The sequence below is a fragment of the Streptomyces sp. NRRL WC-3618 genome, from assembly GCF_001280005.1.
GTDB lineage: Bacteria > Actinomycetota > Actinomycetes > Streptomycetales > Streptomycetaceae > Streptomyces.
On record NZ_LGDW01000022.1, the window covers coordinates 1 to 24,814 of the forward strand.

General features: G+C 69.2%; 24 protein-coding genes and 1 pseudogene. 14 read left to right on the forward strand and 11 right to left on the reverse strand.

Going from position 1 to position 24,814, the window contains the following annotated elements:
• Positions 1-326 precede the first annotated feature (326 nt).
• The 5 genes from ADL01_RS03860 to ADL01_RS03880 all read right to left on the reverse strand — a co-directional run bounded on the left by ADL01_RS03860 (position 327) and on the right by ADL01_RS03880 (position 4,921).
• The gene (locus ADL01_RS03860) at positions 327-1,223 is read right to left on the reverse strand and encodes an SCO1860 family LAETG-anchored protein (RefSeq protein WP_053740443.1); all 897 of its coding nucleotides are present in this window, start codon (positions 1,221-1,223) and stop codon (positions 327-329) included.
• A gap of 123 nt (positions 1,224-1,346) precedes the next feature.
• Entirely contained in the window at positions 1,347-2,438 is a 1,092-nt protein-coding gene (locus tag ADL01_RS03865; protein ID WP_053740462.1) for an amidohydrolase family protein, read from the reverse strand.
• A 10-nt stretch (positions 2,439-2,448) separates the two neighbouring features.
• Positions 2,449-3,249 (reverse strand): amino acid ABC transporter ATP-binding protein, encoded by an 801-nt coding sequence (locus tag ADL01_RS03870; RefSeq protein ID WP_199834748.1) that lies wholly within the window; start codon positions 3,247-3,249, stop codon positions 2,449-2,451.
• Positions 3,246-4,082, reverse strand: a complete 837-nt coding sequence (locus ADL01_RS03875) for an amino acid ABC transporter permease (RefSeq protein ID WP_053740444.1) — start codon at positions 4,080-4,082, stop codon at positions 3,246-3,248. The genes ADL01_RS03870 and ADL01_RS03875 overlap by 4 nt, the downstream gene beginning before the upstream one ends.
• Positions 4,079-4,921: a basic amino acid ABC transporter substrate-binding protein gene (locus tag ADL01_RS03880; protein WP_053740445.1), complete on the reverse strand. Its 843-nt coding sequence runs from the start codon at positions 4,919-4,921 to the stop codon at positions 4,079-4,081. Before ADL01_RS03880 ends, ADL01_RS03875 begins: the two co-directional genes overlap by 4 nt.
• A 210-nt stretch (positions 4,922-5,131) precedes the next feature.
• On the opposite strand from ADL01_RS03880, the gene ADL01_RS03885 reads away from it, so the two are divergent.
• The 5 genes from ADL01_RS03885 to thpD all read left to right on the forward strand — a co-directional run bounded on the left by ADL01_RS03885 (position 5,132) and on the right by thpD (position 9,745).
• Positions 5,132-6,232, forward strand: a complete 1,101-nt coding sequence (locus ADL01_RS03885; protein ID WP_053740446.1) for a pyridoxal-phosphate-dependent aminotransferase family protein — start codon at positions 5,132-5,134, stop codon at positions 6,230-6,232.
• 272 nt (positions 6,233-6,504) lie between these two features.
• Positions 6,505-7,038 carry a diaminobutyrate acetyltransferase gene (gene ectA, locus ADL01_RS03890; protein ID WP_053740447.1) on the forward strand — a complete coding sequence of 178 codons (534 nt, stop codon included), beginning with the start codon at positions 6,505-6,507 and terminating at the stop codon, positions 7,036-7,038.
• 30 nt (positions 7,039-7,068) lie between these two features.
• Entirely contained in the window at positions 7,069-8,349 is a 1,281-nt protein-coding gene (ectB, locus tag ADL01_RS03895; RefSeq protein ID WP_053740448.1) for a diaminobutyrate--2-oxoglutarate transaminase, read from the forward strand.
• Between the two features lie 71 nt (positions 8,350-8,420).
• Positions 8,421-8,843: an ectoine synthase gene (locus ADL01_RS03900; protein WP_053740449.1), complete on the forward strand. Its 423-nt coding sequence runs from the start codon at positions 8,421-8,423 to the stop codon at positions 8,841-8,843.
• A 5-nt stretch (positions 8,844-8,848) separates the two neighbouring features.
• Positions 8,849-9,745 (forward strand): ectoine hydroxylase, encoded by an 897-nt coding sequence (gene thpD / locus ADL01_RS03905; protein WP_053740450.1) that lies wholly within the window; start codon positions 8,849-8,851, stop codon positions 9,743-9,745.
• A gap of 128 nt (positions 9,746-9,873) precedes the next feature.
• On the opposite strand, the gene ADL01_RS03910 is transcribed toward thpD, so the two are convergent.
• The 5 genes from ADL01_RS03910 to ADL01_RS03930 form a co-directional block, all read right to left on the reverse strand.
• Entirely contained in the window at positions 9,874-10,986 is a 1,113-nt protein-coding gene (locus ADL01_RS03910) for an aminotransferase class V-fold PLP-dependent enzyme (protein ID WP_078960310.1), read from the reverse strand.
• 86 nt (positions 10,987-11,072) lie between these two features.
• On the reverse strand, positions 11,073-11,795 hold the full coding sequence (locus ADL01_RS03915; protein WP_053740452.1) for a DsbA family oxidoreductase: 723 nt from the start codon (positions 11,793-11,795) through the stop codon (positions 11,073-11,075).
• A gap of 47 nt (positions 11,796-11,842) precedes the next feature.
• Positions 11,843-12,325, reverse strand: coding sequence for a GNAT family N-acetyltransferase (locus ADL01_RS03920; RefSeq protein WP_199834749.1), 483 nt, complete (start codon positions 12,323-12,325; stop codon positions 11,843-11,845).
• Positions 12,325-12,933 carry a DUF1349 domain-containing protein gene (locus ADL01_RS03925; protein WP_053740453.1) on the reverse strand — a complete coding sequence of 203 codons (609 nt, stop codon included), beginning with the start codon at positions 12,931-12,933 and terminating at the stop codon, positions 12,325-12,327. The genes ADL01_RS03920 and ADL01_RS03925 overlap by 1 nt, the downstream gene beginning before the upstream one ends.
• Before the next feature lie 121 nt (positions 12,934-13,054).
• Positions 13,055-14,584 carry an aldehyde dehydrogenase (NADP(+)) gene (locus ADL01_RS03930; RefSeq protein ID WP_053740454.1) on the reverse strand — a complete coding sequence of 510 codons (1,530 nt, stop codon included), beginning with the start codon at positions 14,582-14,584 and terminating at the stop codon, positions 13,055-13,057.
• A 143-nt stretch (positions 14,585-14,727) separates the two neighbouring features.
• Between ADL01_RS03930 and ADL01_RS03935 the strand changes: the two genes are divergently transcribed.
• On the forward strand, positions 14,728-15,501 hold the full coding sequence (locus tag ADL01_RS03935; protein ID WP_053740455.1) for an IclR family transcriptional regulator: 774 nt from the start codon (positions 14,728-14,730) through the stop codon (positions 15,499-15,501).
• A 21-nt stretch (positions 15,502-15,522) separates the two neighbouring features.
• Positions 15,523-15,996 (forward strand): GNAT family N-acetyltransferase, encoded by a 474-nt coding sequence (locus tag ADL01_RS03940; RefSeq protein ID WP_053740465.1) that lies wholly within the window; start codon positions 15,523-15,525, stop codon positions 15,994-15,996.
• 184 nt (positions 15,997-16,180) lie between these two features.
• Here ADL01_RS03940 and ADL01_RS03945 read toward each other — a convergent pair whose 3' ends face one another.
• Entirely contained in the window at positions 16,181-17,632 is a 1,452-nt protein-coding gene (locus tag ADL01_RS03945; protein WP_053740456.1) for an NCS2 family permease, read from the reverse strand.
• Positions 17,633-17,918: 286 nt separating this feature from the next.
• On the opposite strand from ADL01_RS03945, the gene ADL01_RS03950 reads away from it, so the two are divergent.
• From ADL01_RS03950 to ADL01_RS03975, 7 genes and pseudogenes are all read left to right on the forward strand, one after another.
• Positions 17,919-18,485 (forward strand): SigE family RNA polymerase sigma factor, encoded by a 567-nt coding sequence (locus ADL01_RS03950; protein ID WP_053740457.1) that lies wholly within the window; start codon positions 17,919-17,921, stop codon positions 18,483-18,485.
• Positions 18,482-19,345: a hypothetical protein gene (locus ADL01_RS03955; protein WP_053740458.1), complete on the forward strand. Its 864-nt coding sequence runs from the start codon at positions 18,482-18,484 to the stop codon at positions 19,343-19,345. The genes ADL01_RS03950 and ADL01_RS03955 overlap by 4 nt, the downstream gene beginning before the upstream one ends.
• A 214-nt stretch (positions 19,346-19,559) precedes the next feature.
• Positions 19,560-19,715: a hypothetical protein gene (locus tag ADL01_RS44485; RefSeq protein WP_159049446.1), complete on the forward strand. Its 156-nt coding sequence runs from the start codon at positions 19,560-19,562 to the stop codon at positions 19,713-19,715.
• A 32-nt stretch (positions 19,716-19,747) separates the two neighbouring features.
• A complete protein-coding gene (locus tag ADL01_RS03960) occupies positions 19,748-21,436 on the forward strand; it encodes a rhamnogalacturonan lyase B N-terminal domain-containing protein (protein WP_053740459.1) in 1,689 nt (562 codons plus the stop codon).
• A 687-nt stretch (positions 21,437-22,123) separates the two neighbouring features.
• Positions 22,124-23,176, forward strand: coding sequence for a LacI family DNA-binding transcriptional regulator (locus ADL01_RS03965; protein ID WP_053740460.1), 1,053 nt, complete (start codon positions 22,124-22,126; stop codon positions 23,174-23,176).
• A gap of 174 nt (positions 23,177-23,350) precedes the next feature.
• The gene (locus tag ADL01_RS03970; protein ID WP_053740461.1) at positions 23,351-24,595 is read left to right on the forward strand and encodes a sugar ABC transporter substrate-binding protein; all 1,245 of its coding nucleotides are present in this window, start codon (positions 23,351-23,353) and stop codon (positions 24,593-24,595) included.
• Positions 24,596-24,616: 21 nt separating this feature from the next.
• Positions 24,617-24,814: pseudogene (locus ADL01_RS03975) on the forward strand (sugar ABC transporter permease); the annotation flags it as partial.

The following is a 24,814-nucleotide window of genomic DNA, read 5'->3' on the forward strand; positions in this document are numbered from 1 at the left end:
GGGACACGTTTCCTGGGCTCGGGGAGGGGTGGTTGCGGGTGGCGGTGCGGGATCGGGTGACGGTGAACGGGTTTCTGCAGGCGTTCGACGGGGCGGTGATGCTGGCGGGGCGCTGAGGCTTCTTTTGCCCCCGCCCCCCTTACCCTTCCCGTCTTCGGGGGCGCAGCCCCCGAACCCCCGCTCCTCAAACGCCGGAGGGGCTAATTTCTAGCCCGTCCGGCGTTTGAGGACGAGGCCCCTTCAGGGCCGACGCGGGGGTCTGGGGGCGCAGCCACCAGGTACGGGACGGGTAGGGGCGGCGGGGGCGAGGAAACTGGGCCGGTGAGTCAGTTCCTGCCTCGGCGGCGGGCCAGGGCCACCGCTCCCGCGCCTGCCGCGAGCAACACCGCCGAGCCGCCCGCGAGGTACGGCGTCATCGAGCTGCCGCCCGTCTCCGCGAGGCCCTCCTCGGCCGGTGCCGGCGCCGATTCAGGCGCTCCCTGCGGCTTCACCTCGGACACCGGTTCCGCCGGTGCCGCCGGTGCCTCGCACGTCGCCTTCGCCAGCGTCACCGTGCCCTCCACCTCCGCCACGTTGAGGTTCAACGGGTTGACGGACACCTTGAGTTCGAGCGCGGTCGCAGCCGCCGTACGGGTCGTCGTCCGCGTCTGCGACAGGTCCAGCCGTACCTCGCCGACCCCCGGCACCTTCACCTCGACCGGCCCGCCCGGCGTCAGCGTCACCTTCTTGCCGAGAGCCGTCACCGAACCCAGCAGGTTCGCGGAGGCGACCGGCTTCTCCCCCGCCGCGCAGGTCGCCGTGGACGTGACCTGCTCCACCTCGATGAGCGACACGAGGGGCAGTCCGGGCACATGGAGCTTGGCGTGGGTGAGGCGCGTCGACGCCTCCGCCTTTCCGTCCGCAACCCGCGCCTTCGCCTCCGCGACCTCCGCACCGAGCACGGTGAACGGCTTTCCCTCGTCCACACCGTCCAACGAGGCGGTCAGCGCGCTCTGTTGGGCACTCCGCGGCGCCCTCACCTCGTTCAGCGTGACGGTGAGCGGGACGTTCACGCTGTTGTTGAGGAGGGACACGTTCAGCCCCGTGCGCAGGACGACCGCACTCGCGCCGCCCTGGTCCTCCGTGGCGTGGGCCAGGGCGGCGGGACCGGCGGCCGCCAGGGCCGTGGCGGCCACGACGGTGGCCAGACGGCGTGCGGGCAGGCTGAAGTTGTTGACGTTCACGGTTCGGGGACCCCTAGGAAGAGACACGCTTGGGCCCGGTAAGAATTACGTACCGCGCGTCAACCGTCAGCAATCTGACGCGACTTCACTCCTACGTGAGGTTTCCGTGCGGATTTTCGAATCTCACGTCACAACTCGTCCGTTCAGCACCACCCGCAGCGGCGCCCCCAACACCCGTACGTCCGCCCGCGGATCGCTCTCGTACACCACCAGGTCGGCCGCCTCTCCCTCCGCCAGCCCAGGCCGCCCCAGCCACTCCCGCGCGCCCCACGTCGTCGCCGACAGCGCCTCCACCGCCGGAATGCCTGCCTTGGTCAGCTCGGCGACCTCCGCCGCGACCAGCCCGTGCGGCAGTGTGCCCCCGGCGTCCGTGCCGACGTACACCGAAATCCCCGCGTCGTACGCGGAACGCACCGTGTCGTAGCGGCGTTCGTGCAGGCGGCGCATGTGGGCCGACCAGTCGGGGAACTTGGTCTCGCCTGCCGCGGCCAGGTTCGGGAACGTCGCGATGTTGACCAGCGTCGGGACGATCGCCACGCCCCGTGAGGCGAACAGGGGGATCGTGTCCTCGGTCAGGCCCGTCGCGTGCTCGACGCAGTCGATGCCCGCCTCGACCAGGTCCCGCAGGGAGTCCTCCGCGAAGCAGTGGGCCGTGACCCGCGCGCCCAGGCGGTGGGCCTCCGTGATCGCCGCCTCCACCGCCGCACGCGGCCAGCAGGCGGAGAGGTCGCCGGTGCCCCGGTCCAGCCAGTCGCCCACCAGTTTCACCCAGCCGTCACCGCGCCGGGCCTCCCGAGCGACGTACGCCACCAGGTCGTCCGGCTCGATCTCGTGCGCGTAGCCCCGGATGTAGCGGCGGGTGCGGGCGATGTGCCGGCCCGCCCTGATGATCTTCGGGAGGTCCTCGCGGGCGTCGGTCCAGCGGGTGTCCGACGGCGAGCCGGCGTCCCGGATGAGCAGGGTCCCGGCGTCCCGGTCCGTCAGCGCCTGCTTCTCCGCCGTGTCCTCGGGCACCGGGCCGTGCGGCCCCAGGCCCACGTGGCAGTGCGCGTCGACCAGACCGGGCAGCGCCCATCCCTCGACCGTGCGCAGGTCACGGGCGCCGGGCGGGCGGTCGTACGTGATCCTGCCGCCGACCACCCACAGCTCGTCCCGGATCTCCTCCGGGCCGACCAGCACCCGCCCCTTCACATGCAGCACCGCCTGATCGCTCATGGACGGCACCCTAGATCCTGCCGTCGGATTCCTCCTCCACGTCCGCCATCGCCGGGTCCAGCAGGCGGGAGAGGAAGTGCCGGGTGCGTTCGTGGGAGGGGTTGCTGATGACCTGCGCCGGGGTGCCCTCCTCGACGATCACTCCGCCGTCCATGAAGACGACCCGGTCGGCGACCTCACGGGCGAACGTCATCTCGTGCGTGACGACCATCATCGTCATGCCCTCGTTCGCCAGCCTGCGCATGACCGCCAGTACGTCCCCCACCAGCTCGGGGTCGAGTGCCGACGTCGGCTCGTCGAACAGCATGACCTCGGGGCCCATCGCCAACGCCCTCGCGATGGCGACCCGTTGCTGCTGGCCGCCGGAGAGCGACGAGGGATACGCGTCGGCCTTCTCGGTCAGGCCCACGCGCTCCAGGTTCGCCGCGGCCACCCGCGCCGCCTCGGCCTTGTCCCGCTTCAGCACCCGGCGTTGCGGCAGCGTCAGGTTCTCCGTCACCGTCAGATGCGGGAAGAGGTTGAACTGCTGGAAGACCATGCCGATACGGCGGCGGACCTCGTCGATGTCGACGTCGGGGTGCGTGACCTCCGTACCGCCGACGAGGACCTGGCCCTTCGTCGGCTCCTCCAGCAGGTTCACGCAGCGCAGGAGGGTCGACTTGCCGGAGCCGGACGGGCCGATCACACACACGACCTCGCCCTGCCCGATCTCCAGGTCGATACCGCGCAGCACCTCGTTGTCGCCGAACGACTTGTACAGGTCCCGGACCTGGATCTCCGGCACGCTCACGTCCTTGTTGCCGTCGCTCATCGCGTCGCCTCCCCCGCCTTCGTCTCCAGCCGTCGGACGACGAAGCCCAGCGGCACCGTCACCAGCAGATAGCACAGGCCCGCCACCAGAATCGGCGTGGAGTTGGCGGTCTGGCTGGCCAGGTCGCGGCCGTACTTGGCCAGTTCACGTTCCTCCAGCGTGACGCCGAGGAACAGCACCAGCGAGGAGTCCTTGAAGAGGAGCACCAACTCGTTGGTGAGCGGCGGGATCACGATCCGGAACGCCTGCGGGATGATGATCGAGACCATCGCCCGCGCGTGCGAGAAGCCCAGTGAACGCGCCGCCTCCATCTGGCCCTTGGGCACCGCCTGGATGCCCGCGCGGATCGTCTCCGCCATATACGCGGCGGACACCAGGCCGAGTGCCAGCGCCACCTTGCCGTACGTCCCGCCCGGGATCTCCGTGCCGGGGAAGGCCAGGGGTACCGCCACGCCCACGAAGATGAAGATCAGCAGGGCGGGCAGGCCGCGGAAGATCTCGATGTAGATGCCCGCGACCCAGCGGTAGGGGCCCACCGGCGACAGTCGCATCAGGGCGATCACCATCCCCAGCACCAGGCCGAAGACAAAGCCCGACAGGGTGTAGAGGACGGTGTTCTTGAGGGCGAGCGTGATGATGTCCGGGAACATCTGCTTGGCCAGGTCCGCCTGCGCGAACTGGTTCTTCAGACGGGCCCAGTCGGCCGACGCCGCGAGGGCGACGACGGCCGCGACGAACAGCGCGTACTGGGCGCCACGGGACAGCGCCCGCTTCTGGGTACGGCTCAACCCCGGTTTACGGGGCTGTACTTGCTTGGTGGCGGTCTCGGTCATGACGCGGACGGAGTGGCCGCGGACTCGTCGTACGGGCCGATCCACTGCTCGTACAGCTTCTTGTACGTACCGTCGGCCTTCGCGTCCTTGATCGCCTTGTTGAGGGCCGCGAGCAGCTTGGTGTTGCCCTTCTTCACCGTGAAGCCGTACTGCTCACCGGTGTTGAGGTTGTCCACCACCTTGAAGGCGTCCGCGTTGGCGGGGGTCTTGAGCCAGCCCTGGACGACCGGGTAGTCGATGATGACGGCCTCGACCTGTCCGGTGCGCAGGCCGTTGAGGACGGCGTCGGAGGACTCGAAGGAGACCGGGTCGAGGTTCTTGCTCTTGGCGTAGTCCTCGCCGGTCGTCTGCGCCTGCGCGCCGATCTTCTTGCCCTTGAGGTCGGCGGCGGTGGTGATGCCGCTCTTCTTCTCGACGAGGACGGCCTGGGTGGCGTCGAAATACGGGTCGGAGAAGTCGACGTTCTTCTTCCGCTCCTCGGTGATGGTCATGCCGGCCGCGCCGAGGTCGCACTGGTCCGAGTTGAGGAAGGCGCCCGTCTTGAAGTTCTCGAAGGGCGTGTCGAGGATCTCCTGCTTCACGCCGAGCTTCTTGGCGGCGAGATCGACGAGCGACACGTCGAAGCCCTGCACCTTGCCGTCGATCTCCGACTGGAAGGGCGGGTAGGGCAGGTGGGTGCAGACCGTGAGCTGCCCGCCCTTGACGAGTTTGACCCCGCCGGCGGCGGTCTTCGAGGCGCCGCCGCTGTCGTCCGAGGAGCAGCCGGCCACGAGCAGGAGCCCGGCCGTCGCGGTGGTGGCGGCCAGGATGCGGGACCGTCGTCCGAGGACCGTGTTCACGGGGACCTCCAGTGGGGGAATTGTGAGTTCTGATTATAAGGAGACGTTTGACTATCTCAAATCATTCCCATGGCTGCGGCGGCGTGTGACCTGTGGTTTCGAGGCGGCGCGGTCCCGGATCCCGGCCGCCAGAGGGTCAGGAAGATCTCCGGCTAGTCTCGATTCGATTCGCCTCGACCCACCTGCCCGCGATCCGAAGAGAGCACCTCGATGACCACGCACCCCTTCCTGGACCTGGCGCCACTGACCGCCGCTCACTTCGCGTCGATCGAGGACCGGGTGGCGCGGCTGCTCTCCACCGAGCAGGACGTCGTGATCATGCAGGGCGAGGCGCTGCTGCCCCTGGAGGGTGCCATCAGGGGTGCCGCGGGTCCGGGCACGACGGCCCTCAACATCGTCACGGGCCCGTACGGGCAGACGTTCGGCGACTGGCTGCGGGACTGCGGTGCGACAGTCGTCGACCTCGCGGTCCCCTTCCACGCGGCGGTCACGGCCGCGCAGGTCCGGGAGGCGTTCGCCGAGCACCCGGAGATCGACTTCGTCTCGCTGGTGCACGCGGAGGCGGCGACCGGCAACACCAACCCGGTCGCGGAGATCGGTGAGGCGGTACGGGAACAGGGCGCCCTGTTCTACCTCGACGCCGTCGCGTCGGTCGGCGCCGAGCCGGTACTGCCGGACGCGTGGGGTGTCGACCTGTGCGTGATCGGGGCGCAGAAGGCGATGGGCGGGCCGGCCGGGGTGTCGGCGGTGTCGGTGAGCGAGCGGGCGTGGGCGCGGATGGCGGCGAACCCGGGGGCGCCTCGACGGTCGTACCTGTCGCTGCTCGACTGGAAGGAGCGGTGGATCGACGGCGGCCGTCGCGCCCTCCTGCACGCTCCCGCCCAGTTGGAGATGCTCGCCCTTGAGGCGTGCGTCGAGCGGATCGAGGCGGCGGGGCTCGACACGGTGATCGCCCGGCACACGGCCGCCGCCGCGGCCACCCGGGCGGGGGCGCTCGCGCTGGGCGGCGGGCTCGAGCCGTATGTGTACGAGGCCGAGGACGCGGCGCCGGTCGCGACGACCCTGCGGGTGCCGGCCGGGGTCGTGGCGTCGGAGCTGGTGGCGAGCGCGCTGGCCGCCGATCCGACGCTGCCGCTGGCGGCGGGCGGAGGCGCCCTGGCCAAGGAGATGATCCGGGTCAACCACTACGGGTCCGACGCGACGCGAGAGGCGGTGCTCGGGAGCCTGGCCGCGCTGGGGACGGCCCTGGCGGGCCGGGGACTCGCCGTGGACCTCGAAGGGTCCCGGCGGGCGATCGCAAATTTCTCGTGAATGCGCGATGAAATCGGGTAATTAAAATCCCAGAAATTCCAGGCAGCTTCCCATATCCTTCTGCCCGCTTTCGGTCGGTCTAAACGCAAAGGTTTTGCGAACGTTTCAAGTGAATTACACGAGTGTGACGCATGCAACAACCTGCCCGTTTTGTCTGGCTATTCACCACACAAAGCGGGCATTTCCATGCCACTCCGATAACACACTCCCCATCTGTATGTAACCCCGGCCAGCGATGCATATTTGATTTTCCGTCGGTAAGTTCAATTTGCATGAGTGCCGTACGGACAGACCTGCAAATAGACCGACCGGTGGTAGCCGACGGCGCCGCGCTGTGGCGGATCGCCCGGGACTCGAAGGTTCTCGACCTCAACTCGTCCTACAGCTATCTGCTCTGGTGCCGGGACTTCGCCGCCACCTCGGCCGTCGCCCGGGAACCCGGCGGCAGCCCGGTCGGCTTCGTCACCGGATACGTCCGGCCGGACCGGCCGCGCACCCTGGTCGTCTGGCAGGTGGCCGTCGACGCCGGCCACCAGGGGCGCGGGCTCGCCGCCTCGCTGCTCGACGCGCTGGCCCGGCGGGTGGGCGCCGAGCAGGGGCTCACCACCCTCGAGACCACCATCACGCCGGGCAACACCGCCTCGGAACGCCTGTTCACCTCGTTCGCGCAGCGGCACGGCGCCCCCGTCGAACGGGAGGTGCTGTTCGCCGCGGACCTGTTCCCGAGCGACCCGGCAGGCCTGGACGGCCCGCACGACCCCGAGGTCCTGTACCGCATCGGCCCCCTCCCCGACCTCGCCGGCTGACCCCGCCCCCACCTCAAGGAGTTCACCGCAGTGACCATCACCCAGCCCGACCTGAGCGTCTTCGAGACAGTCGAGTCCGAGGTGCGCAGCTACTGCCGCAGCTGGCCGGCCATGTTCGACCGTGCGCAGGGCAGCCGTATGTACGACGAGGACGGCCACGCCTACCTCGACTTCTTCGCCGGCGCCGGATCACTCAACTACGGCCACAACAACCCCGTACTGAAACGGGCGTTGATCGACTACCTGGAACGGGACGGCGTCACCCACGGCCTCGACATGTCGACCGTCGCCAAGCGCGGGTTCCTGGAGTCCTTCCAGGAGATCGTGCTGCGGCCCCGCGAGCTGCCGTACAAGGTCATGTTCCCGGGCCCGACGGGAACCAACGCCGTCGAGGCGGCGCTGAAGCTGGCGCGGAAGGTGAAGGGGCGGGAGGCCATCGTGTCCTTCACCAACGCCTTCCACGGTATGTCCCTCGGATCGCTCGCCGTGACCGGCAACGCCTTCAAGCGGGCCGGCGCCGGCGTGCCGCTGGTGCACGGCACGCCGATGCCGTTCGACAACTACTTCGAGGGGACCGTCCCCGACTTCCTGTGGTTCGAGCGGCTGTTGGAGGACCAGGGCTCCGGTCTCAACAAGCCGGCCGCCGTGATCGTGGAGACCGTGCAGGGCGAGGGCGGCATCAACGTGGCGCGCCCGGAGTGGCTGCGGGCACTGGCCGAGCTGTGCGAGCGGCAGGACATGCTGCTGATCGTCGACGACATCCAGATGGGCTGCGGGCGGACCGGCGCGTTCTTCTCCTTCGAGGAGGCGGGCATCGTGCCCGACATCGTCACCGTGTCGAAGTCCATCAGCGGTTACGGACTCCCCATGTCCCTGTGCCTGTTCAGGCCCGAGCTGGACGTCTGGGAGCCGGGCGAGCACAACGGCACGTTCCGCGGCAACAATCCGGCGTTCGTGACGGCCGCCGCCGCGCTGGAGACGTACTGGACCGACGGCTCGGCCATGGAGAAGCAGACGCGCGCCCGTGGTGAGCAGGTCGAGGAGGCGCTGATCTCGATCACCGAGGAGAACCTCGCCGACGTCAGGGAGTACCGGGGCCGGGGCCTGGTGTGGGGCATGGAGTTCCACGAGAAGGAGCGCGCGGGGCGGGTCGCCCGGCGGGCCTTCGAACTCGGGCTGCTCATCGAGACGTCCGGTCCGGTGGGCGAGGTCATGAAGCTGCTGCCGGCGCTCACCATCACGCCCGAGGAGCTGGACGAGGGCCTGCGGATCGTCGCCCGCGCCGTCCGCGAAACCGTCAAGCCTGTCTGAGAAACAAGTCTGTCAGACGAACAAGTCTGGCTGACAAACAAGTCAGTCTGAGAAAGGGGTTGTTGACTACCGTGATCGTCCGTTCGTTCAAGGACATCGAGGGCACCGACCGGCATGTGAGGGCGGCGTCCGGGACCTGGGAGAGCAAACGCATCGTCCTCGCCAAGGAGCGGGTCGGTTTCTCGCTCCACGAGACCGTCCTGTACGCGGGCACGAAGACGTCGATGTGGTACGCGAACCATGTCGAGGCCGTCGTGTGCGTCGAGGGCGAGGCCCTGCTGACCGACGACGAGACCGGGCGGACGTACACGATCACCCCCGGCACCATGTACCTGCTCGACGGGCACGAGCGGCACACCATGCGTATCAAGGAGGACTTCCGCTGCCTGTGCGTCTTCAACCCGCCCGTGACCGGCCGTGAGGACCACGACGAGAACGGCGTCTATCCCCTGCTGACGGAACCCGACCCCGACTTCGACCCCGAGGAGGTCTGACACCCATGTCACCCACGTCCACTCTCACCGACCTGTACCCCACCCGTGGCGCCGTCGAGGTGACCGTGCCGCGTCAGGACCCGGTCATCTGGGGCGCGCCGGACACCCCCGGACCGTTCGCCGCGGCCGACCTGATGGCGTACGAACGCGATGGGTTCCGGGCGCTCGACCGGCTCCTCGATGACGACGAAGTCGCGCTCTACCGGGCCGAGTTGGAGCGGCTGGTCACCGATCCGGCGGTCCGGGCCGACGAGCGGTCGATCATCGAGCCGAAGTCGAAGGAGATCCGGTCGGTCTTCGAGGTGCACCGGATCAGCGAGGTGTTCGCACAGCTCGTCCGGGACGAGCGGGTCGTCGGGCGGGCCCGGCAGCTCCTCGGCTCCGACGTGTACGTCCACCAGTCGCGGATCAACGTCAAGCCGGGGTTCGGGGCGGGCGGCTTCTACTGGCACTCCGACTTCGAGACCTGGCACGCGGAGGACGGCCTGCCGAACATGCGCACGGTGTCCGTGTCGATCGCGCTGACCGAGAACCTCGACACCAACGGCGGCCTCATGATCATGCCGGGCTCGCACCGTACGTTCCTCGGCTGTGCGGGGGCGACGCCCGAGGACAACTACAAGAAGTCGCTCCAGATGCAGGACGCGGGCACCCCGTCGGACGAGGCGCTGACCTCACTGGCCGATGAGCACGGGATCAAGTTGTTCACGGGCAGGGCGGGTTCGGCGACCTGGTTCGACTGCAACTGCATGCACGGCTCCGGGGACAACATCACGCCGTTCCCGCGCAGCAACGTGTTCATCGTGTTCAACAGCGTGGAGAACCTCGCGGTGGAACCCTTCGCGGCACCGGTGCGCAGGCCGGAGTTCATTGGGGCACGGGACTTCACTCCGGTGAGGTGACCGCTCTACTACCGGTCAAGTGACCGTCCACTGCCCCACCGGCGCCGCCGTGCGCCGAGTACGCCCGCCGGCCAGGACTGTCAGGTCCTGGCCGGCATCGACTCCACCCGCACCCCTTGCGGACCGGTTCAGCCGGCCAGGGCGTCCAGGAGGCGGTCGACGTCCGACGTCGTGTTGTAGAAGTGGAAGGCGGCGCGCAGATTTCCGGCCCGGTCGGAGAGCTGGATCCCGGCTCGGCTCAACTCGTCCTGGCGGTGGCCGAGTTGAGGGACCGACACGATGGCGGAGCCCGGCGCGGGGACGGGCTGGTGGCCCAGTCGGTCGAGTCCGGCGCGGAAGCGGTCGGCGAGGGCGAGGTCGTGGGCGCGTACGGTCTCCACGCCCAACTCCTCGATCAGGGCGAGGGAGTGGCGGGCTCCGGCGTAGGCGAACAGGCTCGGGCTCTCGTCGAACCGCCGTGCGGAGTGGGCGAGTTCGCGCACCGGGCCGTAACAGCTGTCGAAGGGCTCCTCCCCCGCGACCCAGCCCGCGAACACGGGCGTCAGTCCGCCCAGGTCCTCGGGTACGACGAAGAAGGCCACGCCTTTCGGGCAGACGAGCCACTTGTAGGCCGCGGTGGCGACGTAGTCGTAGGCGTCCGCGTCGACGGGCAGCCAGCCGGTCGCCTGTGAGGTGTCGAGGTAGGTACGGGCCCCGTGTTCACGGGCGGCCTCGCGCAGCGCGGGCAGGTCGACGATGCGTCCGTCGGCCGACTGGGCGGCGCTGACGGCGACGAGGGCGGTGCCGGGGCGGACGGACTCGGGGATCCGCTCCAGCGGCACGGTCCGCACCTTCAGGTCCCCACGCACGTGGAACGCGTTGAGGACCGAGGTGAAGTCGCCCTCGGCGGTGAGGACTTCGGCGCCGGCTGGCAGCGAGGCGGCGATCAGCGCGCTGTAGACGGCGACGGAGGCGCCCGCCGCGACCCTGCGCTCGGACACCCCGACCAGCCGGGCGAAGGCGGCCCGCGAGGCCTCCACGTCGGCGAACATGTCCTGCGGCAGGCCGTCGGCCACGGACTGCGCGGCGTCACGCATGGCGACCACGGTGCGGACGGGGAGGAGGCCGGTGCTCGCGGTGTTCAGATAGGTGCTCTTCGGAGCGAACTCGGCACGGACGAGGTTGCGTAGGTTCTCGGATGTCGAGGATTTCGCTGAGGTCTCCATGGGACCACTGTGCGGCCCGGAGATCTCCTCGTCCATTGCCGAATTCTGCACGACACCGCGAAGGACTGCTTATAGGTAAGCCTTGACCTGCGGTTTTTCAGCCGTTGCTCTTTCAGCCCTTGCTACTTCTGGGGCACGGCACACCCGTCGGGCCCGCAGACCTCGGCGCTGTCGCCGTCCGCCTGGACGATCTTGAGGGGAGCGGGCCGCTCGCCCCATGCCTGGGTGAGCGCCTGGGCGAAGACCTCGGCGGGCTGGGCGCCGGAGACGCCGTACTTGCGGTCGAGGACGAAGAACGGCACACCGTTGGCGCCCAGTTCGGAGGCCTCGCGCTCGTCGGCGCGTACGGCGTCGGCGTACGCGGCCGGGTCGGCGAGTACGCCCCGGGCGTCGTCGGCGTCGAGGCCGGCGGCGACGGCCAGTTCCACGAGCCGCTCGTCGTCGCCGAAGACGGACTGCTCCTCGGCGAAGTTCGCCTGGTAGAAGAGCTGGATCAGCTCGTCCTGGAGCCCCTTGTCCTTCGCGAGGTGGAGCAGCCGGTGCATGTCGAAGGTGCTGCCGTGGTCACGGTCCCGGGTGCGGTAGGCGAGCCCCTCGGCGGCGGCCTGCGTCCCCAGGTTCTCCTCGCCGGCCTGCGCCTGCGCCTCGCTCATGCCGTACTTCTTGGTGAGCATCTTGAGGACGGGCTGGATGTCGCCCTTGGCGCGCCCCGGGTCCAGTTCGAACGACCGGTGCACCACCTCGACGCCCTCACGGTGCGGGAAGGCGTCCAGCGCCTTCTCGAAGCGGGCCTTGCCCACGTAGCACCAGGGGCAGGCGATGTCGCTCCAGATCTCCACGCGCATGTCTTCGGCTCTCTCCAGGTCGAACGGCTACAGGTTTATGTGAACGTTCAAACGCCAGGTTTCATTCCGTACCGCAGAAAGAGATGGTGTTCGCCATCGGCGGGCGGGTTCTCCGGGTCCGGGACCCAGCCCAGCCGGCGGTAGAAGGCCTGGGCGCGCCGGTTGTCGATGTGCACGTCGAGGGTGGCCGCCCGTTTCCCGTCGGCCCGCCACCGCTCGACGCAGGCGGCGTGCAGGTCCCTGCCGATGCCGGCTCGCCAGCGGTCGGGGTCGACATGGAACTGGAACAGCTTGACCGTGTCGGCGGGAGCGCCTTCGGCCGTACGGAAGGAGGCGACGCCGATGACGCGGTCCTGCTCGACGACGCACAGGACCTGGGCGTCGGGGCGCTCGATGCCGGCCAGCCAGGACGCCTCCCAGTCACGGTCGGCGTCCGGCAGGCCGTCCGGGTAGTAGGTGGACCGTGCGCGCAGGTGCAGTTCCGTGACGGCCGCGGCCTCGGCGGGCAGCGCGGCCCGGATCACCCGCATCAGCTGCCGTCCCGCAGGTCCTTGGGCCACTCCGGGCGGAACTCGATGTGGTCGTACGTCACCACACACCCCTCCCCCATCGGCGACTGGGTCATGAAGCCGATCAGGGCCGCGTCCGTCTCCTTCTCGTCGCCCAGGGTGAACAGGCGGATGAAGGTCCACCTCTCGCCGTCGCGCGAGGCGTGGAAGGCGAAGGCCCGGCCGGTGCGGCTGATCCGGAGCCAGACCGAACTGCCGTCCACGGTGAAGGAGTTGGCGTCGTCGGAGTGGCCCCGGGTGACCACCGTGCAGACGGTGGGCACATCCGGGGAGTACTCCAGACAGAGCTTGGCCCAGGCCCGCTCGCCGACGTGGACATAGAGCACGCCCGCGTCGAAGGTGGCCGCGAACCCGACGGTGACGCGGGCGATCAGCTGGAAGTCACCGTGGGGTGCGCCGAGCAGACGGGGCGCGTCGGCAGCGGGATCCAGCGCTTCCCCGGTCGGCGGCACGAACCGGTCCTGCCGGGGCCCGGCCCACCCGGTGAGCACTCCGTCCTCGAAGGACCAGTGCCCATCGGGCCCGTAAGTACGGAGGGGAAAGGGCAGGGGAGAAAGCTCCAAGTCCATTGCCTGATTATCGCAGGACCGGACAGGCGCCCCGATAGGGGCGCGGGGAACTGCGCGACAAGCCACAACGGGCCCGCAGCCGCGCAATCAACCGCGCCCCAAGGGCGCTACTCGCGGAGCGTCAGCGCTCCAGCTGACCGTTGAACCGCCGCGGCAGCCCCAACTCGTTCTCGTCCCGCAGCTCGACCGGCAGCAGCGCGGCGGGCGTGTTCTGGTAGGCCACCGGCCGCAGCCACCGCTCAACAGCCGTACCGCCGACCGAAGTCGACGTCGACGTCGTGGCCGGGTACGGCCCTCCGTGATGCTGGGCCGCGGCCACGGCGACCCCGGTGGGCCACGCGTTCACGAGTACGCGCCCCGCCAGCGGCGTCAGTTCGGCCAGGATCTCCGCGCCACGCCCCTCCCCCGCGGCCTCTTCGGCCGAGAGGTGAACCGTCGCCGTGAGGTTGCCCGGCAGTCGCGAGAGAACGGCGTTCGCCTCGGCGTCGTCCGCGTAGCGGGCCACCACGGTGACCGGCCCGAAGCACTCCTCCAGGAGCAGGTCGTACGCGCCCTCCGCCGTCAGCTTGTCGGCCGCCACCGTGAGGAAGCCGGCGCTGACGGTGTGCTCGCCGCCCGCGCCCGGCGTCACCGGGGTCTCGACCTCGGGCAGCTCGGCGCGCTCGGCGACCCCGGCGACGAAGTTGTCGCGCATCCGGTGGTCCAGGAGGACACCGGACGCGGTGTCGCTGACCGCGTCCGTCAGGGACTTCAGCAGACGGTCGCCCGCCGCGCCCGCCGGCGCCAGCACCAGACCGGGCTTCACGCAGAACTGGCCGACGCCCAGCGTCATGGAGCCCGCGAGCCCCGTGCCGATCGCCTCGGCGCGCTCGTTCGCCGCCGCCTCCGTGATCACCACCGGGTTCAGGGAGCCCAGCTCACCGTGGAACGGGATCGGGACGGGACGGGCCGCCGCCGCGTCGAAGAGGGCACGCCCGCCTCGTACGGAACCGGTGAAACCGGCCGCCGCGACCAGCGGGTGCCTGACCAGCTCGACGCCCGCCTCGAAGCCGTGGACCAGGCCGACGACGCCGTCGGGAATGCCGTGCGAGGCCGCGGCCCGGCGCAGGACGGCCGCGACCAGTTCGGACAGGCCCGGGTGGTCCGGGTGCGCCTTGACGACCACCGGGCAGCCGGCCGCGAGCGCGCTCGCGGTGTCGCCGCCGGCCACGGAGAAGGCGAAGGGGAAGTTGGAGGCCGAGTAGACGGCCACGACACCCAGCGGGATCTTGTAGCGGCGCAGGTCGGGGATCGGCGGGACCGCGGTGTCGTCCGGGTGGTTGATGACGACGTCGAGGTAGGCGCCCTCGTCGACGATGTCCGCGAAGGCGCGCAGCTGGAAGCAGGTGCGGGCGAGTTCGCCGGTCAGCCGGACCGGGCCGAGGGCGGACTCCGCGTCGGCGGCCTCGACGAGCTGGTCCTTGGCCGCTTCGAGCTGCTCGGCGGCGCTGCGGAGGAAGGCGGAGCGGACCGTACGGTCCACGAGGGCCGGGCGGGCTGCGTGGGCCGCGCGGACGGCGGCGTCCACCTCCTGCGCCGTGGCCTCGACCGCGACCTGCTCCCGCTGCTTCCCGGTACGGGGGTCGACACTCCAGACTGGTGCTGCTGCCACCGGGGGTCCCTCCAGATTGTGTTGCCATGTGTGATGCGTATTTTCAGCGCCATTCACCAAGCGTGTTCGATATGCTGAACAGCGTCTGTGGTGGTGAATAGGCTGTTGGAGACTATTTCCCGTCGAACGAAGGGGTCAAGGCGATGTCGGCAGTCGAGACAGGCGGCGGGGCGCAGGTCAAGTCCGCGGTACGGACCGTTGAACTGCTGGAATACTTCGCCGGACGTCCCGGCATGCATTCCCTGGCGTCGGTCCAGGAGGCCGTCGGCTACCCCAAGTCCAGTCTCTACATGCTGCTGCGTACGCTCGTCGACCTCGGCTGGGTCGAGACCGATGCTACGGGCACGCGGTACGGCATCGGCGTACGGGCACTGCTGGTCGGCACCTCGTACATCGACGGTGACGAGGTGGTCGCGGTGGCCCGCCCGACCCTCGACCGGCTCTCCGACGACACGACGGAGACCATCCACCTGGCCCGGCTCGACGGCACGAACGTCGTCTACCTCGCCACCCGCCAGTCGCAGCACTACCTGCGCCCCTTCACCCGCGTCGGCCGCCGGCTGCCCGCCCACTCGACCTCCCTCGGCAAGGCGCTGCTGGCCACCCACACCGACGAGCAGGTCAGGAAGCTGCTCCCGGAGACACTCCCCGCGCTGACCGAGCACACGATCACCGACCGGGAGAAGCTCATAGAGGAGCTGCGTGTGGTGCGTGAGCAGGGCTTCGCGGTGGACCGCGAGGAGAACACGCTGGGGCTGCGCTGCTTCGGCGTGGCCGTCCCGTACCGGACGCCGGCGCGGGACGCCATCAGCTGCTCGGTGCCGGTCGCCCGGCTCACCCCGGCCCACGAACAGCTGGTCAAGGACGCCCTGTTCGACGCACGCGACCGGCTGACCCTGGCCACCCGGAGGCTCTGAGCGATGCGGTACTCGGCTTCGATGGACGTCGTGCTGCGCGAGGTCCACGACAGTGACCTGCCGGTCTTCTTCCGGCAGACGAACGACCCGGAATCGCTGCTGATGGCCGCGTTCACGGCGAAGGATCCCACCGACCGGGACGCCTTCGAGGCCCACTGGGCGCGGATCCGTGCCACGCCGGACGTGCTGCCGCGCACGGTCCTGGTCGACGGTGACGTGGTGGGCAGTGCGGCGGTGTACGGCGAGCCGGGCTCGCGCGAGGTGACGTACTGGATCGACCGTGCCTACTGGGGGCGCGGTATCGCGACGGCCGCCCTGCGCGCGCTCGTCGCGGAGGTCCCGGAACGTCCGCTGTACGCGCGTGCCGCCGCCGACAACGCGGGCTCGCTGCGGGTCCTGGAGAAGTGCGGTTTCCGCGTGTCCGGGCACGACCGGGGGTACGCGCAGGCGCGCGGCACGGAGATCGACGAGGTCGTGCTGACGCTGGAGGCGTGACCGTCGTACGACGGCACGGGTGTCCCTTACAGCACACGAACACGCGGATGTCCGGGGCGACGGTGGGCGGCAAGCGGGCTGCAGGGTGACCTTGGTGCCCGCGCCCGCTGTCCCACGCGGCCGAGCCGCACATCGATACAGCCCGCGCCCCTCATCAAGGGCGCGGGGCTGTCCGGCTCGGTGACTACTTCGTACCCAGGAGCTGCTCGATCGGGTCGATCGCGAAGTAGATCAGGAACAGGGCGGTCGTGCCCCACAGGAGCCAGTGGACCTCCTTGGCCTTGCCGAGGACCGACTTGATCAGGACGTAGGCGACGAAGCCCGCGCCGATGCCGTTGGTGATGGAGTACGTGAAGGGCATCACGGCGATCGTCAGGAACGCGGGGATGGCGATCTCGTACTTGTCCCAGTCGATCTGCTTGACCTGGGTCATCATCAGGAAGCCGACCGCGACCAGGGCGGGGGCGGCGGCCTGCATCGGGACGATCGTCAGGATCGGCGTCAGGAAGAGCGCGCAGGCGAACAGGCCGCCGGTGATCAGGTTGGCGAAGCCGGTGCGCGCGCCCTCGCCGACGCCCGCCGCCGACTCGATGAACGAGGTCGCCGAGGACGAGGAGCTCGCGCCGCCCGCCACCGCCGCCGCGCCGTCGATGAGCAGCACGCGGCCGAGGTTGGGGACCTTGCCCTCCTCGTCCAGCAGGCCTGCCTCAGCGGTGATGCCGACGACGGTGCCCATGGTGTCGAAGAAGTCCGACAGGATCAGGGTGAAGATCAGCAGGACGACGGTGATCACCGTGGTCTCGCCGAACGCGCCGAACAGGCTGAAGTGGCCTATCAGCCCGAAGTCGGGGGTGGCCGCGATCTTGTCGGGCCAGGCCGGCGTGGTCAGGCCCCAGCTCTTGACGTCGGCGACCGAGTTGATGATCAGCGCGAGGAGCGTCATCGTGACGATGCTGATCAGGATCGCGCCCCTCACCTTGCGCGCGAGCAGACCGATGGTCAGCAGGACGCCGAGGCAGAAGACCAGGACGGGCCAGCCGCTGAGGCTGCCGGTGGCGCCGAGCTGCACGGGGACGGTGGAGTGCGCGGCGTCCGGGATACGGCTGACGAAACCGGCGTCCACGAAACCGATGAAGGCGATGAACAGGCCTATGCCCACGCCGATCGCCGCTTTGAGCGGCGCCGGGATCGCGTGCATGATCGCCTCTCTGAGGCCGGTCACCACGAGGACGCAGATCACCACACCCTCGAGGACGACCAGGCCCATCGCGTCGTCCCAGCTCATCAGCGGGGCGATCTGGAAGGCGACCACCGCGTTGAGGCCGAGGCCCGCGGCGAGGGCGAGCGGGAGGTTGCCGCCGACGCCCATGATGATCGTCATCACCGCGGCCACCAGGGCGGTGGCGGTGACGAGTTGGACGCTGTCGAGCTGGTGGCCGAACTTGTCCTTGGCACTGCCCAGGATGATGGGATTCAGGACAAGGATGTAGGCCATCGTGAAGAACGTGGCGAAGCCGCCGCGTACTTCGCGGGCGAAGGTGGACCCCCGTTCGGAGATCTTGAAGAAGCCGTCGACGCTGTTCGTCGCGGGAGACGCGGCGACAGGTCTGTCGGCCACCTTCTGTGGTTCGGACATGGCGGAAAACTCCTCGTTACCTGTTGATCTGTGTGCGGGTGCAGGCTGGATTGTTCCTGTTTTGAACGGTATTCAGGTTTTCTCTGTGTTACAGAATCAGGATCGACCAGCCATACGGCACTCGAAGAACCGTACGGCAGCCTGATACTCTCTCGGCTCTCGCGCCAAACGATCACCACCTCTTCACTGGCGCACCACAGTGGCCGTGCGCGCAGGCGCCCGACTTCGGTCGGCAGCCGCCGCCGGCCTGGGAAAACTCCGTGACTTTAAGGGGGACAGGTCGCCCGTGGGCACTGTCGTCGACGACGCAGCCTCCGTGGAGTTCCATGCCTTCTTCGAGCGGCACTACGCCGAACTCGCCCGGCTGGCCCACCTGCTGACGGGTGAGGCGGACGCCGCCGACGACCTGGCGGCGGACGCGCTGCTCGCGCTGTGGAACCGCTGGGACCGGGTGCGGGCCGCCGATCATCCGGTGGCGTACGCGCGTGGAGTGGTCGCGAATCTGGCAAAGACCCGTATCCGCAGCGCGGTTCGGGAGCGCCGGAGGATCTCCCTGTTCTGGTCGCAACGGGAAGAGAAGACAGAGAATCCCGACATACCAGGCGTCGTCGATGTTCAGACGGCCCTACGCAAACTGCCGTTCCGTAAGAGGGCATGTGTGGTGCTTCGGCACGCTTTCGACCTCTCGGAGAAGGACACGGCGCTTGCTCTGGGAGTTACTGTCGGTACGGTTAAGAGCCAGACGTCCAAGGGAATGGCCGAACTGCAGCGGCTCCTTGGCGCCGACAAAAACCCGCTTCGAATGCGTACTCCTGTGCGCACCACCGGTGGAACGGGAGGGACGAACCGATGAGGACGCTGCACGACGAGCTGCGTGCCGGGCTGCGCGAGACGGCCCAGGCATACGTGCCCGACCGCGCGCGCATCCTCGCGCGGGTCGAGCGTGGCATGGCCGCCGCCCCCGAGGAGAAGCGTCGCTCGCGGCGCCGGGCGAGCCGTCCGCCGCTGCTGGCCTGGGCCCGGGTCGCGGGTGCCACCGCCGCCGTGTCCGGGATCCTCGCGATGGGCGGCTACGCGCTGGCCTCCGTGGTGAAGAGCGACGAGACCCCCGCCGATCCGACCGTCTCGGTCTCGCCGATGCCGACCCCGTCACCGGACGCGACCAGCCGCGCGCCGATCCCGCCGGCCCCGCAACCGTCCGGCCACAACACCAAGGACGACGAGCCGAGTCCGGCGCCGAAGCCCACGCCGAAGGCCTCGAACACAGCGCCTGCGTCTGCCGCCAAGGCCGAGGACGGGCCCTTGTGGTCCGGCGGTTCGATCGATCCGCACAGCAACGAGTTCTGGGCGCAGAGCGACCTCACCATCAAGAACACCGAGCAGCTCACCGCACTCACGGTCGAGTTGAAGGTCGCCGAAACCGGTGGAGTCAACTCCACGAATGCGTGGCGGTCGCTTCCGGAAGAGGACTTCGCGCTGACGGTCACCGAGCGCGACGGCTTCCTGGTCTACACGTGGGTGCTCAAGGCGGGCCGCGCGGTCCAGCCGGGCGAGTGGGTGTTCGCGGGCCAGTACAACCACGCGCGCGGTGTTCGGGACGCGAAGGGCGACACGTACACGGTGACGGCCGAAGCGGGGGGCAAAAAGCTGTCCGTGGAGGGCGGCTTCGTCGGCCAGGACCGCAAGAACCAGTCCGACGACGGCGATTCGTGACGGCGTAACCCCAACTCGTAGAAAAATTCAGCGGCCTCGGCAACCCTTTCCGCAGCGGTGGCGACCAGGAGACGTACACGTCTCCTCGCCACCCAGGGAGCCCGGTCCATGACCACACGAGTCGAACAGCGCGTCCGCCCCCGCCGTCGGGTCACCGGACGACGTGCGGCGATCGCCGGCACCGCCACCTCACCGACGGCCGGTCTTCCAGAACGTGATCATCGGCGCCCCGGGCACGGGCGGCGTCCACCGCGCCGACGCGCGCATGCGCTTCAACGGCGACAGCGCAAGCAAGGAACCCACCGAAATCGGCAGCGGTGCGGGCGGAACCACAGACGAGTTCACGCCATCTGACATCACGTACGAGTAAGTGAACCTTCAAGCACGACGGAGTCGGCAGCCTTGAGCACGCACCGAAGAACCCTCAGTCGCCGCAGGCTGCTGGCCGCTTCCGCCGTGGGGGTGGCGGGTACGGGCGCCGCGGTGGCGGCGGGCAGTGGTCTGCTGTCGTCCGCGTCGGCGGCTACTTTCGGTCACACCGATGACGGTTCGAACTTCGTGATCAACACCGGGGCCGAGCTCGTCTTCAAGATCTCCAAGTCGACCGGCGACCTCACCTCGCTGGTCTACCGGGGCAAGGAGTACGAGGGGTACGGTGGCAGGCACTCGCACGTCGAGTCCGGGCTCGGCGCGTCCACGGTGACCATCAGGCGGTCCGGCCCGACGATCCTGGTCGAGGTCGCGCACGGGGCGATCACCCAGTGGTACGCGGCCCGCAGCGGCCAGAACAACGTCTACCTGTGGACGGACAAGGCGGACGCCTCCTTCACGGCGACCCGATTCCTCGTCCGTCTGAGGCCGGGGATGTTCCCGAACGAGGGGTCGGACTCCTGGATCGAGGCGTCGGACAGGATCATCGAGGCCGGGGACGTCTGGAAGCGCGCCGACGGCACCACGCACTCCAAGCACTACTCGGGCAAGCGGGTCATCGACTACGACCACATCGGCTTCACCACCGGCTCGGTCGGTCTGTGGATCGTGCGCTCCAACCACGAGAAGGCGTCCGGCGGCCCCTTCTACCGCTCCTTGCTGCGCCACTCGAACGACAAGGGTGCGGGGCTGTACGAGATCCTGCACTACAACGAGGCCCAGACTGAGAAAGAACGTTTCGGCCTGCAGGGTCCGTACGTGCTCGCCTTCACGGACGGCGACGCCCCCGCGGCCTCCCTCTCCGCCGCTCGCCTCGACACGTCCTGGGTGGACGACCTCGGCATCACCGGCTGGGTCGGGGCTGCCGGGCGTGGCAAGGTGGCCGGCGTCGGCATCAAGGGGATGGACGCGAAGTACCCGTACACCGTGGGCTTCGCGAACGCGGACGCCCAGTACTGGGCAAAGGCCGCCTCGGGCACCGGAGCCTTCGTCTGCAAGGGGATGCTGCCGGGGACGTACGCGCTGACCGTGTACAAGGGTGAACTGGCCGTGCACACCGGCTCGGTGACGGTGAGGGCGGGCGGCGCGACCGCGCTGCACAGCATCACCGTGACCGGGGACCCATCCGCCGCGAGGACGATCTGGCGGCTCGGGGACTGGGACGGCACGCCCGGCGAATTCAAGAACGCGAAGCTGATGACGTACGCACACCCCTCCGACGCACGCGCGGCGAAGTGGACGGGGAACGTCACGATCGGCGCCGGTTCACAGACAGCGGCGACAGATTTCCCGGCGTACATGTGGAGCGGCGTCAACGACGGCGTCCTTGTGTACTTCAAGCTGACCGCCGGTCAGGCCGCCGCCGCGCACACCCTGCGCATCGGCGTGACGGATGCCTTCTCCGGCGGGCGCCCGCGTGTCACCGTCAACGACTGGGTGTCGCCCATTCCCACGGCGGGCGCGCAGCCCTCGACGCGTTCTCTCACCACCGGTTCGTATCGGGGGAACAACCGTACGTTCACGTACAGCGTCCCTCGCGGGGCGTGGAAGACGGACCCGGGTCAGTACAACGTGCTGAAGATCAACATCGTCAGTGGTTCGAGCGGCACGGCGTTCCTCAGCCCCGGCACCTCGTTCGACTGCCTGGACCTGCTGGTGTAGGTCATGTGAGAGAGACCCCGCCGGTGACGACATTCCGTCCCGGCGGGGTCTTCCGTGTTGTCGAGCCGTTCCGGCCGGCCTGCTGGAAAGTGGCGCGCGGCGGCATGAAGCGGTCGGCTTCCCCGGCTGCTCGAGTGCTTCGCCGCCCACTCGAATCGGCTGGGTGAAGGTGAACACCGGCCGCCCCGGCGGTTTCAGACCGGCAGTCAGGTCACCGTCGCCCTGCTGCCGTCGGCGAGATCGATGACGAACCGTTCCGCTTCCGCCGCGCCGACCGCCCTCGTTCCTCTTCGCTGCCGCCGCCCCGTACGAGCGCGACGACAGCCCTCGACATTTCGTCGAACCGGTTCGATTGGCCCGTAGAAGAAACCGGCCAGCAGTGCCCCCACCCAGGCCTCCCCGATCGTGCGCGGCCGACCGTCCGAGCTGAGCCGCAAGAGCACGCCGTCCACAGATTCGGGGCAGTTGACGTGCTGTAAAGGGGCGTACACACAGACAAACCCGACACCGCGCGTGGGCACACTGACATTTCCGGGCCGTTACGAGAAATTTGACGCGAGGCGTTGACACCCGTCCGGGCTGCTCGTACCTTCACTTCACGCGAACCGGTTCGACGATGGACAACTGGCCGGTTTCGCCCCCTGGAATCCTCGAACCGGTTCGACGACCTCGGCAAAGGAGCCCTCCGTGAACATCGGTGAGATCGCCAAGCGGGCCGGTGTCTCGCGGAGTACCGTGTCGTACGCCCTGAGCGGGAAGCGTCCCGTGTCCGAGGACACCCGTCAGAAGATCCAGCGGGTCATCGACGAGCTGGGCTACCAGCCCAACGCGAGTGCGAGGGCCCTGGCCAACGGCCGGACCAACACCATCGGTCTGGTCTTCCCGCCGGCCGGGAACCACTACACCGGCATGCAGCTGGACTTCATCGGGAGCGTCACCGAGGCCGCCGCGGCCCACGACTACGACGTGCTGCTCTCTCCGAGCGGCGTGGACAGCGACCGCTCGTTCCAGCGACTGCTGGGCGAGCGGCGGGTCGACGGCGCGATCCTGATGGAGATCCGGCTCCAGGACGACCGTATCGACCATCTCACCGCGGTGGGTTTCCCCTCCGTCGCCATCGGCCGCACCGCCCACCCGCAGGGCAGCTGGTGGGTGGGCCTGGACCACACGGCACTGGCGGCAGCCTGTGTGCACCACCTCGCCGACCTGGGCCACCGCAGGATCGCCTTCGTCAACCGGCCCCAGCAGCTCCTACGGGCCGGCTACGAGTCCGCCCACCGGGGTCTGGACGGCTTCACCAAGGCCGCGGCGGAACGCGGGCTGACCGCCCGGACGTACTGCTGCGGGGACGACGCCGCCTCGGGCCTCGCCTGTCTGGAGCGGATCCTGCACGACGACCCGGACACCACGGCGCTGGTCACCCTCAACGAGGCCGCGCTCGGCGGTCTCTACCGGGGCCTGGCCGAGGCCGGCCGCCATGTGCCGCGCGACTTCTCCGTCACCGGGGTGGTGGCCGGCCGGTGGGCGGAGACGGTGACCCCGCAGCTCACCGCGGCGGACGTACCGGCGGAGCAGATGGGCCGTCTCGCCGTCGACCTGCTGGTGGAACGGCTCGACCACCCCGACGCGCCGCCCCGGCACCACCTGCTCGCGCCGCCGATCTCGTTGCGGGCGAGCACCGCACCCGCCGGGATCCGACCCGCCGGTCCCACGGACTTCGGCGTCCCCACCAATCCCTGACCGTCTCGCCCCGCTCTCTCCTTCCCTCCGCACCCCGCACCGGCCGACCGCGCGACTCACCGCCCGGACCCTCCGACCGGATCGGGCGAGCCGGCAGTCTCCGATCACCCCTCCCAGGGCACACCTGTGCCGATCTCAGGGCACCCCTGTGCCAGAACCCATGAGGAACACGTCATGAACCGATCTGCCAGAAGGCGTCTCACCGCCGCAGTCATCACCGTCGTCGCCGTCACCACCGGCGCCACCTCGTGCTCCTCGGGCTCGGGTGGCACCTCCACCAAGGCCGCGGAGAGCAAGACGTACACGATCTGGGACCCGTACCCGCAGTTCGCCAAGGACTCGGAGTGGGCGAAGCTGCTGGATGTCTGCGGCAAGAGTGCCGGGGTGAAGATCAAGCGGACGGCGTTCGACACCGGCGACCTGACGAACAAGGCGCTGCTGGCGGCGCAGCAGGGCAACTCCCCGGACGTCCTCATCGTCGACAACCCCGTGGTGTCGACCCTGGCGGAGGCCGGGGTGCTCACGTCGACCGACGACAACAAGATCGACACCTCGAAGGTGGACCCCAACCTGCTCGGGGCCGGCCAGTCGGGCGGCAAGACGTACGGCACGCCGGTCGGCGCCAACACGCTCGCCCTCTACTACAACAACAAGGTTCTCAAGGCCGCGGGTGTGGACATAGCGTCGGTGAAGGACTGGAACTCGCTGACCGCGGCGATGGAGAAGGTCAAGAAGGCGGGGAAGAAGGGCATCACGTTCTCGGCGATCGGGACCGAGGAGGGCAGCTTCCAGTTCCTGCCCTGGTTCTGGGGCTCGGGCGCGCAGCTCACCGACGTCGGCTCGTCCGAGGCGGTGTCCGCGCTGTCGCTGTGGAAGGGCTGGCTGGACAAGGGCTACGCCCCCAACTCGGTGATCAACAACACCCAGACGACCAGCTGGCAGGAGTTCGCGAGCGGCGACTACGCGTTCGCCGAGAACGGCACCTGGCAGCTCGGCAATGCCGACAAGGCCGGCCTCGACTACGGCGTCATCCCCGTGCCGGGCGCCAAGGGAGGCAATGCCGCGGCCCCGACGGGCGGTGAGTTCGTCACCGTTCCCGTCCAGGACGACACCGGCCGGTACACCACCACACAGAAGCTGGTGTCCTGCCTGACCAGCAGCGAGAACCTGAAGTTCACCGACACGACGCTGTCCTACGTGGCCCCCACCACCGAGGTCCAGGACAAGCAGGTGGCCGCGAACGCCAAGCTGAAGCCCTGGGTGGACGCGGTCAAGGCGGCGAAGGGCCGTACCAGTGACGACCTGGGCACCAAGTACCCCAAGATCTCCGAGCAGTTGTGGAAGGCCGTGCAGTCCGCCCTCAGCGGGTCCAAGTCTCCGAAGGACGCGCTGACTTCGGCACAGTCCGCCGTCAAGTAGATCGAGGACTCCGGCCAGCCGATGAAACACACGACACAGGTGGCGGACAGCCGGCCGGTGCGGATCCGGAACGGGGCGGCGACCGCCGCCCCGCCCCCGGCCCGTACCACGACCCGGCGTCGCCGCCGCCCCAGATCCCAGCAGTGGACGGCCTGGGCGTTCCTCGCCCCGGTGGTCCTCTACCTCGCCCTCTTCTACGCGTATCCGCTCTACCGCAAT